Here is a 12,375-nt window from a genome sequence, read left to right as displayed (position 1 = left end):
ATGCAGCGAATACTTGGTAGTGATGGTCGAATTCTTGGATTTATTTAAGAATTAATTTTTATGATATAGGCAAAAAAAATAAAAATGGTGTTGGCCGGGGTTGTATCCTGAGGCATTTTTCGAGACAGAGCTCTCAGTGCCTGCATTCAATAATTGGCAATAAATGCCGGCTACCCGCATAAAGAATTTTTCGAGGTCGCTTAGATTTTAAGTGCGACCTGACGCCAAATGTAAAAACAAAAAAGGGCCCTATAGGGCCCTTTTCAAACTGAAGAAAATATCAATTATTTCTTCGTGCGCTTACGCATATTTTCCTGCAGGATTTTTTTGCGTATGCGGATATGGCTGGGAGTTACCTCAACCAGCTCATCCTCTTCAATAAACTCCAGCGCCTGCTCCAGGGTGTGACGGATGGGCGGAGTGAGAGTCAGGGCCTCGTCAGTACCGGCGGCACGGATATTAGTGAGCTGCTTGCCCTTGGTGGGGTTTACCACCAGGTCGTTGCCGCGGGAGTGGATGCCGATAACCTGGCCTTCATAAATATCTTCGCCGTGGCCGAGGAACAGGCGTCCGCGGTCCTGCAGGGCGAACAATGCATAGGCCAGAGTCTTGCCCTTTACCATGGATACCAGTACGCCGTTGATGCGCTTGGCCACCTCACCCTGTTTTACCGGGCCGTAGTGGTCGAAGATGCTGGTCATAATGCCTGAGCCGCTGGTCAGGGTCAGGAACTGGTTGCGGAAACCGATCATGCCGCGGGAGGGCACGATAAAGGTCAGGCGCACGCGGCCCTTGCCATCCGGCTCCATATTGGTCAGCTCGGCCTTGCGCAGACCCAGCTCTTCCATAATCGGGCCCTGGTGCTGGTCTTCAACGTCGATTACCACTTCTTCATAGGGTTCATGGATTTCGCCATCCACCTCTTTCTGCACCACTTCCGGACGGGATACACCCAGCTCGAAGCCTTCGCGGCGCATGCTCTCGATCAATACCGACAGGTGCAATTCGCCGCGGCCGGAAACGCGGAATTTGTCCGGGGAATCGCCCTGTTCCACACGCAGGGCCACGTTGTGGATCAGCTCCTGTTCCAGGCGCTCCTTGATATTGCGGGAGGTAACGAACTTGCCGTCCTGACCGGCAAAGGGAGAGTCGTTGACCTGGAAAGTCATACTCACGGTGGGCTCATCAACGCTCAGGGCGGGCAGGGCTTCCGGGGTGTCCGGGTCGCACAGGGTATCGGAGATATTCAGTTCGCCCACACCGGTGATACAGACGATATCGCCGGCGCTGGCCTGCTCCACTTCGGTACGCTCCAGGCCCAGGTAACCCATCACCTGCAGAACCTTGGCTTTGCGGGATTTGCCATCGCGGTCCAGCACTACCACCTGTTGGTTGGGGTTCAGAGTACCGCGGGTAATGCGGCCAACGCCGATAACGCCCACATAGCTGGAGTAATCCAGGGCGGAAATCTGCATCTGGAAAGCGCCTTTGGGGTCGACCTTGGGCGGCTCAACCTTGTCCACGATCATTTGGAACAGCGGGGTCATATCGTCGGCCAGATCGGTGTCGTCGAGACCGGCGATGCCATTCAGGGCGGAGGCGTAGACAACCGGGAAGTCCAGCTGCTCATCGGTGGCGCCGAGGCTGTCAAACAGGTCGAATACCTGGTCCATTACCCAGTCGGGGCGAGCGCCGGGGCGGTCGATCTTGTTGATGACCACGATGGGGTTGAGGCCCTGCTCGAAGGCTTTCTGGGTTACGAAACGGGTCTGCGGCATGGGGCCGTCCACCGCGTCTACCAGCAGTAATACGGAGTCGACCATGGACAGTACGCGCTCTACCTCACCGCCAAAGTCGGCGTGCCCAGGGGTGTCGACGATGTTGATACGGTAGTCGTTCCAGCGAATAGCGGTGTTCTTGGCGAGGATGGTAATGCCGCGCTCTCTCTCCTGGTCGTTGGAGTCCATGACCCGCTCGGCGCCTTCGTCGCGGCGGTCGAGTGTGCCGGACTGGGACAGCAGCTTGTCCACCAGGGTGGTTTTGCCGTGGTCTACGTGGGCAATAATCGCAATATTGCGCAGATTCTCTATCACTGGGGGCCTCTGGGCGTTAAATCTTGGTAAATCGGGGCGGGGGCCTGCGGGGTTTCTACAGCAGCATTCCGGCCAAAGGCGGCGATTATAGGGGGGCCGCATGACAAATGGGAGTGATTTTGGGTAAAAAATCACCGGTCGCGTTCAGACTAGTGGCTCTGGAAAGAGGCCGGGGAGGAGGGCGCGGGCGAAGCTGTCGCCCGCGCCAGATAATTACTTCTTGATGCCTTCGGGCCGGTGTGGGATCTGCGGGCGCAGTACGCCCACATTGCGGAAGCCCTCGTCCAGCAGGTGTGAGGCGTGCAAGCGGCTCATTACGCCGCGGGCACAGTAGAGCAGGTACTCGCGCTCCTGATCCAGTTTGGCGAAATTGTTATTCAGGCGATAGAAGGGGATGGTCTGCACCTCGGTGCCTTCCAGCTCCAGAGGGTCCATCTCCTCCTCGTCCGGGTGGCGGATATCGATTACCACTGCGTTGCCGGCCTCCTCGCGGATTTCCACTTCCGGCGCTTCGCCGTCCACCTCTTCGATCACCTCGTCGATATTCTGAATCGAGCGGTTGCCGATGGCGCGGTCGAGGATGGTGAAGTCGAAGCGGTTCTCCTCGGACTCCACTTTCTCAATCTTGGCGCGAGTGGTGGGCTTCACCGAAATCACACCGCAGTATTCGGGCATATTTGCGGCGAACTCCTCGGTGCCGATCTCCCGTGAGGTGCGGATGATATCGGTCTTATCGCTGGTGATCAGCGGGCGCAGCACCAGGGTATCGGTGACGCTGTCGATCACCGACAGGTTTTTCAGGGTCTGGCTGGAAACCTGGGCGATGGCCTCACCGGTCACCACCGCGTCCACTTCCAGCTCTTTCGCGATAACTTCTGCGGCGCGCAGCATCATACGCTTTAGGATCACGCCCATATGCGAGTCGTCGACGCGCTCGAGGATTTCCGCCACCACCTCATCGAAGGGTACAGTGACGAAGCGCACCCGGTGGGAAGCGCCGTATTTGTTCCACAGGTAGTAGGCGACTTCCTTAACGCCCAACTCGTGCTGGCGCCCACCCAAGTTGAAGAAAAGGAAGTGGGTGCGGATTCCGCGCTTCATGGTCAGGTAGCTGGCCACAGTGGAATCGAAACCACCGGAGACCAGTGACAGCACCGGGTCCTGGGTGCCCAGGGGAAAGCCGCCGAGGCCGGGGTGCTGTTCCTCGACCACGTTGAGCTTGTCGTGGCGGATTTCCAGTTTTACCGTGATATCCGGGTTTTTCAGTTTTACCCCGGCCGCCTCGGTATTCTTGTTGAGGCCACCGCCCACGTATTGCTCCACATCCAAGGACTTAAAGTCGTGGTTGCCGGTGCGTTTTACCCGCACGCAGAAGGTCTTGTCCTTGAGGGCGGGGCCCCACACCGAAAGGGTTTTCTCGTACATATCGTGCAGGTCGCCTAGAGGAAACTGCCGCACGCGGGAAAAGTTGGCGATGCCGGGAGTGTGAGAAAGCACCTCTTCGATACGGCTGCCAAGGTGGGCCACAGCGTCCGGGGCGATCACATCGATCTTTTCCCAGTCTTTGCGCACCTGGATACGGTCGTCCAGCTGGCGCAGCAGGCGCTGTAGGTTGTCCTTGAGCTGGCGCGACATACGCTTGCGCACCGGGTTGCTCTTGATGGTGATCTCGGGGAAAAACTTGACGACAAAGTGCATGGGAATCCGTGGGGTACCGCATGTTGATAGAAGGTGCGGCATTATAAACTAGCCGGAGCCAAGTTGGTCGTGCACTGTTTCTGCGCGAGCGGGAGAGCAAATGTGCCAAGTTGGTGCATTTAGTTATGGCTGGTCGGCCCCAATACATCTATCCTGCCCCAGTCGGCCCAGTGCTGGGGCCCGCACCGGCACCAGTCGCCGCCGCGACGCCACTGCCCTAATTTGGCACACTCTTTGCTTTATTTCACGCCAGGTAAAGAGCGAATGCCGGCAGCAAAGGCATAGCGACCAAATACTTTTCAAGACCTGGAGGACAGCAATGTCAGCGAAAACGCTCGGTTTGATTAAAGAGAGTGAGGCAAAGTGGATAGACCTGCGCTTCACCGACACCAAGGGTAAAGAACAGCACGTATCCATCCCCGTGTCGGAGGTTAACGACGAGTTCTTCGAAGAGGGCAAGATGTTTGACGGCTCCTCTATCGCTGGCTGGAAAGGCATCAACGAGTCCGACATGATTCTGATGCCGGATGATGAGACCGCTTTCCTCGATCCCTTCACCGACGAGAGCACCGTTATTATTCGCTGTAACATCGTCGACCCAATCACCGGTCAGGGCTATGAGCGCGACCCGCGTTCCATCGCACTGCGCGCCGAGGAATACCTGAAGTCCACCGGCCTGGGTGACACCGCGCTGTTCGGCCCCGAGCCCGAGTTCTTCGTATTCGACGACATCACCTGGGGTGCCGAAATGGGTGGCGCCTTCTACAAGATCAACTCCGAAGAGGCGGCCTGGTCTTCCGGTCACAGCTTTGCCGAGGGCAATATTGGTCACCGCCCGGGTGTTAAAGGCGGTTACTTCCCGGTGCCTCCGGTGGACTCCCTGCACGACGTGCGCGCCGCTATGTGTTCCGCCATGGAGCAGATGGGTCTGCGCGTTGAAGTACACCACCACGAAGTGGGCACTGCCGGCCAGTGTGAGATTGGCGTTGCCGCCAACACCCTGACCAAGAAGGCTGACGAAGTACAGATCCTCAAGTACGCTGTGCACAATGTGGCCCACGCCTACGGAAAGACCGCGACCTTTATGCCCAAGCCGCTGGTGGGCGATAACGGCTCCGGTATGCACGTACACCAGTCCTTCACCAAGGACGGCGTCAACCAGTTTGCTGGCGACGTCTATGCGGGTCTGTCCGAAACCGCCCTTTACTACATCGGCGGTATCATCAAGCACGCGCGCGCCCTGAATGCGATCTGTAACGCATCCACCAACTCCTATAAGCGTCTGGTGCCCGGCTTCGAAGCGCCGGTTATCCTGGCCTACTCTGCGCGCAACCGTTCCGCTTCCATCCGCATTCCGTACGTGACTTCGCCGAAGGGCAAGCGCATCGAAACCCGCTTCCCGGACCCGACCGCCAACCCCTACCTGGCGTTCGCAGCACTGCTGATGGCGGGCCTCGACGGCGTCAAGAACAAGATCCACCCCGGCGACGCCGCCGACAAGGACTTGTACGACCTGCCGCCGGAAGAGCTGGCCGAGTACCCGACCGTTGCCTCCAGCCTGGAAGGTGCCCTGGATGCGCTGGATCAGGACCGTGCCTTCCTCACCGAGGGCGGTGTATTCACCGACGACGCCATCGATGCTTACATCGAACTCAAGCGTGCCGAGGTTGAGCGTTTGAACATGACCACTCACCCGGTCGAGTTCGATATGTACTACTCCGTGTAATGGCGGGCGGCATCACGCCGATGCCGCTGAGCCGTTCTCGAAAAGCCCGCCCCTCCCTGGTGCGGGCTTTTTTATTGGGGGGTAAACTGTCTTGAGGTGGTTACTTTCGCCGTCTATGGCCGATACAGCGCTCCGTGGATTAGAAAGCCCACCTCTCTGCAGATCGGAGCCTGTTCAATAGGCAAGCACATGGAGTACCGCTTCGCGGCTGATTGAGTTATGGGATATTTAAAACTGTTGCAGGCATTTATGCTTGCCGTTCCCCTGGTGGCCCTTGCCGGCACCGATGGCGGAACTACCTCTAGTACCATTTACAAGGTTGTCGGCCCCGATGGCCAGGTGACTTTCAGTGATACACCGCCCCCCAATGGGCAGGCGCAAAAGGTGGAGTTGGCCCCGATCAACGTCCAGCCCATCGCTTTACCACGCGCCCTGCCAACCCGCAAGATGTCGCCAAAAGATCAAACTGACAAGGATAAGGATGGTTACTCTGGCCCGGTTTCTATCCAGATAGTGAGTCCTCTGAATGGCGCCACTGTCCCGCCAGGACAGCGTTTTATTCCGCTACAGGTGGATGTACAGCCGGTGTATCCTGAGGGGGCGAGTTTTTTTGCGGTGGTGGATGGCAAGCCCTGGAGTGGTAGCTCCTCGGGAGCGGGTTTGGATATCTCTCTGCTGGAGCGGGGCACACACACCGTGCAGGCGGTGCTCACCGATGGCAACGGCCAGGTACTGGCCCAATCCCAGGTGATTACTCTCTATGTGAAACGCCCGGGCGGTAAGCTGCCGGACAACCCGGCACCGCGCGCACCGCAGGCTCCCAAAGCTCCGGTGGGGCCGGGTATCCCCCAGGCTCAGCCCACTCCCTGATTCACTGCCTAAGCCACTCCATTTAAACGGCCCCTTGTATGCCGCCACCGCAAATAAACTTTTTTGCGGTGGCGTCTTCTCCCCACAATCGATCTGGTTAAATTTTGCTCTGCGCACTAATATGGTGCGCACATGCTTTCTCCACAACAATATTGCCGGTGCCTGTGGCGGCTTGATGAGTTTCATTGTCGTGCATTCTTAAAGTCTGGGGAGGGCCCTGCGGGCTCAGGGCGTGCTCCCAGATAATCCTGTGCGCCATTTTGGTTTGCTTTTTGCACTGGCTAGAACACAAGGGTTTATCGCGCCGGGCGCAGGAGAGTGCCCTGGCCCCGTTAAAAAGCGGAAACGATTGAATGCTCAATGATCTCCAGCTGCGACAGCTATTAGACAGTCTTACTTCAGCGGTATTGGTACTGGATGACCGGTTATCGCTTTGCTACCTCAACAATGCCGCCGAGGATCTACTGGCCGCCTCCAATGCAAGAGTCGAGGGTATGCCTCTGGGGGAGGTGGTGCGGGAATCCGCCGCCGCAGAAAAGGCGCTGCACAACGCTCTTCACAGTGGTGAGCGATTTACCGTGCGCCGCGCCCGCTGGCGTCTGCATAACCTGAAAATGCGTACCGTGGATTACTCCGTCAGCCCCGTGCCGGAGCTGGGGTTGTTGTTGGTGGAGGTACAGCCGATGGATCGCCTCCTGCGCATCGCCCGCGAAGATGCCTTGCTCAGCACTCAAGAGACCGCACGCAATCTGGTGCGGGGCATGGCCCACGAGGTGAAAAATCCCCTCGGTGGGATTCGTGGCGCCGCACAGCTACTGCAGCGTGAACTGCCCGATGCCTCGCTGGAAGAGTACACCCAGATCATTATTGAAGAGGTAGATCGCCTACGGAATTTGGTGGATCGCCTGCTGGGACCCCGCCAGCCGGTACAACTGGTGCCCAGCAATGTACACGAGATACTCGAGCGGGTGGCACAACTGGTCGAGGCCGAGTGCGGGGGGGAGTTGCAAATTCGCCGGGATTATGACCCCTCAATTCCCGATGTACCGGCGGACCCAGAGCAGTTGATCCAGGCTTTGTTGAATATCGCCCGCAATGCCATGCAGGCTATCGATGAGAGCATCGGCCTCGCCAATGGGGAAATCGTGTTGCGCACCCGAGTGCAACGCCAGTTCACCATCGGTCGACGCCACTGTCCGCTGGTTTGTCGCATTGAAATTGAAGACAACGGCCCGGGGATTCCCGAGGAAATTCGCGAGCGTATTTTTTTCCCGATGATTTCCGGGCGCGCCGAGGGTTCGGGACTGGGGCTTTCTATCTCCCAAAACATCATCAACCAACATCGTGGCTTAATTAAATGCGACAGCCGACCGGGTCGTAGCGTCTTCCAGATTTACCTGCCACTTGTTACCGAATCAGCCAATACAGGAACCTAGAGAATGGGCAATCGCGTTTGGATTATTGACGACGACCGATCAATCCGCTGGGTACTGGAGCGGGCATTATCGAGAGAGGGGATTGAGACCCAATGCTACGAGAGTGGTGATCGTGCCCTGGATGACTTTTACAGCGACTCACCGGATGTAGTGATTAGCGATATTCGCATGCCCGGCTCCGATGGGTTTAAATTGTTGGAGAGATTCCAAGCGGAGCGCCCGGGCCTGCCGATCATTATTATGACTGCGCACTCCGATCTCGAAAGTGCGGTTGCCGCTTACCAAGGTGGGGCTTTCGAATACTTACCCAAACCTTTCGATATCGATGAGGCTGTAGCGGTAACCCGGCGCGCATTGGCGCACGCCAAAGAGCAGCTCCAGGAAGAGCGGGCTGAGCCGGATAATGGCACCAGTAACAAAGAAATTATCGGCGAAGCACCCGCCATGCAGGAAGTGTTTCGCGCTATTGGGCGCCTGTCCCATTCCAATATCACCGTGCTGATCAATGGTGAATCGGGTACCGGTAAGGAGTTGGTGGCCCAGGCCCTGCACAATCACAGTCCGCGCCGTGACAAGCCATTTATAGCCCTCAATATGGCCGCCATTCCCAAAGACCTGATGGAGTCCGAACTGTTTGGGCACGAGAAGGGCGCCTTTACCGGAGCCAGCGCCCAACGGGCCGGTCGCTTCGAACAGGCCAATAGCGGCACTTTATTTTTAGATGAAATCGGCGATATGCCGGCGGAGACTCAGACCCGACTGCTACGCGTTCTCGCAGATGGGGAATTTTATCGTGTTGGCGGACATACCCCAGTAAAAGTGGACGTACGTATCATTGCCGCCACCCACCAGAACCTGGAAGAGTTGGTGCGCGAGCATAAATTCCGCGAGGATTTATTCCACCGCCTGAATGTGATTCGAATTCACATTCCCCGTTTGGCGGACAGGCGTGAAGATATTCCACGGCTGGTGCGACACTTCTTTAATGCCGCCGCCGCTGACCTCGGTGTAGAGCCGAAAATTCTGAGTAAAGATGCGGAGGAATATCTCTCCGGCCTCGACTGGCCCGGCAATGTACGCCAGCTGGAGAATACCTGCCGCTGGATTACTGTGATGGCCTCAGGCCGCGAAGTGCATATCGAAGACCTGCCGCAGGAACTGCACCAGCAGAGCAATGAAACCGAAGCACCGTTGGACTGGCAAAAAGCCCTGCGCATCTGGGCCGATCAGGCGCTTAGTGCCGGACGCAAGGAGATTCTCAGTGAAGCCGTACCCGCCTTCGAAAAAGCATTAATAGAAATCGCTTTAAAGCACACCGCCGGACGCAAACGCGATGCTGCGGATCTTCTTGGCTGGGGACGCAATACCCTGACGAGGAAGTTGAAGGAGCTGGGTATGAATGGGGAGTGACTGCAGGTTTTAAATTTTCAAAAAAAGAGATAGGCCAAAAAAGGAAATATTCTTTTCAACACCTAAAATTCTCATGAGCGTGAAATTGTTGTTTTTATTATTGAATGCATAAAGGAGAATTTTGATGAAGGTTGAAGAGCTTGCAGTTGTTGAAAAAGTGCCATTCTTATTTTGGGTGAAGGACCGACAGGGAAAATACCTCTGGGGAAATCGCAAAATTTGTGAATTAGCCGGTGAGGAAGTGGAGGGTAAAACCGATGCACAGCTACCTTGGTCGGATAACGCTGTGGAGTTGCGGGAAGATGACTTAAGGGTGTTTGCTTCAGGTGAGCCAATCTATTCCCATGAGTTTGTGGATAAATCCACTGAGGGCAGGGCCCACTTGAGTGTTTGTAAGTGGCTCGATGATTTTGAAGGGCAGCAGTGCTGCTTCGGGATTTCCTTTATTAGTGACTAAAATAGCCGATTACTGTTCTACTCTCTCTGCGTTTTCTATTTTCTCCACGCCAAGTTTGGCCAGGTTACTGGCGATATCCTCTGCGCTGGTGGCAGGGTTAATATCTTTATCTATTTTTAGAATAGTCCCACCTTTGCCAATATAAATAGTGACGCGTCGGGCGAGTTTAATAATGGGAATGAGTACGCCGTATGCTTTCGCAACCTCTCCTGTGGGATCGCTAAGTAGAGGAAAGTCGGCGGAATTGTATTTTGAGAATCGGATGTTTTCGTCGAGCTTATCGGTACTGGCCATAAAGTAGGTGACGTTAAAGGCACGGATTTTGTGACCATTCTTAGCTAGTGATCTGCACTCTATTGTACAGTTTTTGGTGAAGGCCCTGGGGTACCAGGCAATAACTACCGCAGTTTTGCCCACATAGTCTCTCAGCGCGTGACTCTTCCCATCTGTGCCCTGCAAGGTGAAGTCGGGTGCTTTTTGCCCGACTTCCAACGCCATCAGCGGCAAGCTGAGCATGGTGGCGATAATCAGGGTAAACCAATATTTCATAGGGACATCCGCTCTGGCAAAAGTGGCGTCTGAGCTATTGCCAATGTGTGCTTCACATTAGTATATGATGCCTGTTCGGCCAAGGCTCGCCGCATTTTCCATCTTTACCGAGTGTGACTGGTCAGTGCCCAAGCCATGAGCCAGTTAAAATAGTGTTTGAATGCGCTGGAAATCCGAACCGAGGTTTCGACAGCGCAGTCAAATAGCTTAAAAAGAAAGTAATCCCAAGTTAGTCAGAATCTTTCTTTGGCTGCATCAACATGTCATTGCTTTCGGGCTTGGGGGGCATCAGCATATCTTCCGGGTGGACAAACTCTCGCATAAAAATTTCCCAGAAAGCGAGGAACAGTGCGGCTAGCAGGGGGCCCATGGCGAAGCCACTGATGCCAAACAGTATTAGGCCGCCCACAGTGGAAAACAGCACCAGGTAATCCGGTAATTTGGTGTCCCGTCCCACTAAAATGGGACGTAACAGGTTGTCTACCAGGCTGATTACGGTAAACCCGTAGGCCAGGAGAATGGTGGCCTTAACTGGCTCACCAACGCCGTACAGATAGATCGCCGCAGGAAACCAGATAAGTGCCGCACCAACAGCGGGCAATAGAGATAATAGGGTCATCAATACACCCCACAAAAGAGGCGCGGGCAGATCGAGTACCCAGAAAATAATGCCGCCCAGGCTACCCTGGGTAATTGCGACAACCAGGTTGCCTTTAATGGTGGCACGGGTGACTTCGGCAAACTTGGCCAGCAGCAAATGCTCACGCTCATCACCAAGTGGCAGTGCGTGAATAATTAAATTAACCAGCCTCTCACCATCGCGAATTAAAAAGAAAGTGAGATAGAGCATCAGGCCGAGCATGACAAAGAAATTGACAGTGTTCTGCCCAACTTCTATGGCGTTTTTAGCGATAAAACTACCGGCATTCATCACTCCACCGAGTAGACGCTGCTTAGCTTCCTCAATATCTACACCGATGCCTTCAAGAAAATCGTTCACGCGTGGAAAGGCGCTGCGTACCTGTTCAAGAGATTTAGATACATCGATCTGTCCCTCTTGCACCTTCTGATAGAGCGATGCCGCCTCGTTGATAAAGGAGGTTGTTACCACCAGAACCGGTATCACCAGTAAGACGATACACATAAAAAGGGTCAGCAGTGCCATGGAGTTGGGGGAGTTGGGAAAGCGCTGCATTAATAGCCGATATACGGGATAAAAAATCAGAGCGATAGCACAAGCCCAAAAAATTGGTGTAAAGAAGGGCTTAATCAGCACCACAAAAGCCACTGACACCAAAATCAGTGAAAGAATAAATGAGCGCCTTTCTAGTTTTTCCTGCACTGGAACTCCCTCTACTTCTGCAAAGCCCTGTGGTATCGGGCGCCTAATTTGCGATCTATCTAAGCAGAAGCAGGGGGGATTTACCAGCGCCTGTAACCACAGGTGTCTACATGAAAGCGAATACCTTTATAAATTCCGAGCCCCATATTCCATTCCTTGCCTTTGTGTTTGTGGATATCTCTCAGTACCGGGACTAACTGTTCGCGGGTGAATTTTTTCTGCGGCACTATATCGAGTCCGCAAAAGCGCAAATGCTTACTCCCTTTGGAGCCGCCGGCCTTGCTGTTGTAGCTGGTGGTACGCCAGCCGGAGACTACGGTAACGGGGCCGATGCGCGGTACTATTTCCCGCTGCAATACCCGCAGGGTGTAAATCATCAACCCCCAGTTTTCCACCGGTGGAATAGCGAAGGCAGGTTCATCCAGATCCCGCCAGTCGCTTCCTTGGCGAAGGAGCTCAAAGGGGGCTACCACATGCTCGACCCGATTGATTCGCAGGTAATTCTTCAGCTTGGCAAATAGAGCCTGGTTTTCCTCCTGCTTGAGAAAGCGGCTAAACACCCGCTCTGAAGCCGCAGGGTAGCCCTGGATATCATAAATCTCGGGGGTTCCCGGTAGTGGCAGGAGTTCGATGGGGCTGAGGATTCGCTCGCCCAGATCGCGGGTTTTCTCCGAGGTAAATAACAACGCAATAATAATGGCGATGAGCAGCAGCCCGCCGAATAGGAGTAGCCAGCGTCGCTGGACTCGAGAGAGGCCAGATTGACGATTACTGTTGTCTTGTATAGCCATGCT

At 55.2% G+C, this 12,375-nt stretch carries 11 protein-coding genes; 5 read left to right on the top strand and 6 right to left on the bottom strand.

The features are described 5' to 3' along the window. Nucleotides 1–284 precede the first annotated feature (284 nt). Nucleotides 285–2,093: a translational GTPase TypA gene (gene typA, locus LC073_RS19005; RefSeq protein ID WP_226648897.1), complete on the bottom strand. Its 1,809-nt coding sequence runs from the start codon at nucleotides 2,091–2,093 to the stop codon at nucleotides 285–287. A 213-nt stretch (nucleotides 2,094–2,306) separates the two neighbouring features. Next, nucleotides 2,307–3,791: a tRNA uracil 4-sulfurtransferase ThiI gene (gene thiI, locus LC073_RS19000; protein ID WP_226648896.1), complete on the bottom strand. Its 1,485-nt coding sequence runs from the start codon at nucleotides 3,789–3,791 to the stop codon at nucleotides 2,307–2,309. 319 nt (nucleotides 3,792–4,110) lie between these two features. Between thiI and glnA the strand changes: the two genes are divergently transcribed. Both glnA and LC073_RS18990 read left to right on the top strand, forming a co-directional pair. Next, nucleotides 4,111–5,517, top strand: a complete 1,407-nt coding sequence (gene glnA, locus LC073_RS18995; RefSeq protein ID WP_226648895.1) for a glutamate--ammonia ligase — start codon at nucleotides 4,111–4,113, stop codon at nucleotides 5,515–5,517. A gap of 219 nt (nucleotides 5,518–5,736) precedes the next feature. Further along, nucleotides 5,737–6,387, top strand: coding sequence for a DUF4124 domain-containing protein (locus tag LC073_RS18990; RefSeq protein WP_226648894.1), 651 nt, complete (start codon nucleotides 5,737–5,739; stop codon nucleotides 6,385–6,387). A 97-nt stretch (nucleotides 6,388–6,484) separates the two neighbouring features. Here the strand turns inward: LC073_RS18990 and LC073_RS18985 are convergent, their stop codons facing one another. Next, entirely contained in the window at nucleotides 6,485–6,646 is a 162-nt protein-coding gene (locus LC073_RS18985) for a hypothetical protein (protein ID WP_226648893.1), read from the bottom strand. 94 nt (nucleotides 6,647–6,740) lie between these two features. Between LC073_RS18985 and glnL the strand changes: the two genes are divergently transcribed. The 3 genes from glnL to LC073_RS18970 all read left to right on the top strand — a co-directional run bounded on the left by glnL (nucleotide 6,741) and on the right by LC073_RS18970 (nucleotide 9,690). Further along, on the top strand, nucleotides 6,741–7,823 hold the full coding sequence (glnL, locus tag LC073_RS18980; protein WP_226648892.1) for a nitrogen regulation protein NR(II): 1,083 nt from the start codon (nucleotides 6,741–6,743) through the stop codon (nucleotides 7,821–7,823). A 3-nt stretch (nucleotides 7,824–7,826) separates the two neighbouring features. Then, complete coding sequence (gene ntrC, locus LC073_RS18975; protein ID WP_226648891.1) at nucleotides 7,827–9,233, top strand: nitrogen regulation protein NR(I); 1,407 nt, start codon at nucleotides 7,827–7,829, stop codon at nucleotides 9,231–9,233. Nucleotides 9,234–9,357: 124 nt separating this feature from the next. Beyond that, nucleotides 9,358–9,690 carry a PAS domain-containing protein gene (locus LC073_RS18970; RefSeq protein ID WP_226648889.1) on the top strand — a complete coding sequence of 111 codons (333 nt, stop codon included), beginning with the start codon at nucleotides 9,358–9,360 and terminating at the stop codon, nucleotides 9,688–9,690. A 9-nt stretch (nucleotides 9,691–9,699) separates the two neighbouring features. On the opposite strand, the gene LC073_RS18965 is transcribed toward LC073_RS18970, so the two are convergent. The 3 genes from LC073_RS18965 to LC073_RS18955 all read right to left on the bottom strand — a co-directional run bounded on the left by LC073_RS18965 (nucleotide 9,700) and on the right by LC073_RS18955 (nucleotide 12,372). Continuing rightward, nucleotides 9,700–10,239 (bottom strand): peroxiredoxin family protein, encoded by a 540-nt coding sequence (locus LC073_RS18965; protein WP_226648887.1) that lies wholly within the window; start codon nucleotides 10,237–10,239, stop codon nucleotides 9,700–9,702. Between the two features lie 229 nt (nucleotides 10,240–10,468). Next, nucleotides 10,469–11,581, bottom strand: a complete 1,113-nt coding sequence (locus LC073_RS18960) for an AI-2E family transporter (protein WP_226648886.1) — start codon at nucleotides 11,579–11,581, stop codon at nucleotides 10,469–10,471. A gap of 80 nt (nucleotides 11,582–11,661) precedes the next feature. Then, nucleotides 11,662–12,372: a D-Ala-D-Ala carboxypeptidase family metallohydrolase gene (locus tag LC073_RS18955; RefSeq protein ID WP_226648885.1), complete on the bottom strand. Its 711-nt coding sequence runs from the start codon at nucleotides 12,370–12,372 to the stop codon at nucleotides 11,662–11,664. Between the last annotated feature and the right edge of the window lie 3 nt (nucleotides 12,373–12,375).

This window comes from Microbulbifer variabilis, from assembly GCF_020524905.1.
GTDB lineage: Bacteria > Pseudomonadota > Gammaproteobacteria > Pseudomonadales > Cellvibrionaceae > Microbulbifer > Microbulbifer variabilis_A.
Note: the sequence above shows the minus strand (reverse complement) of the source record. Positions and strands in the feature narration are given on the sequence as shown.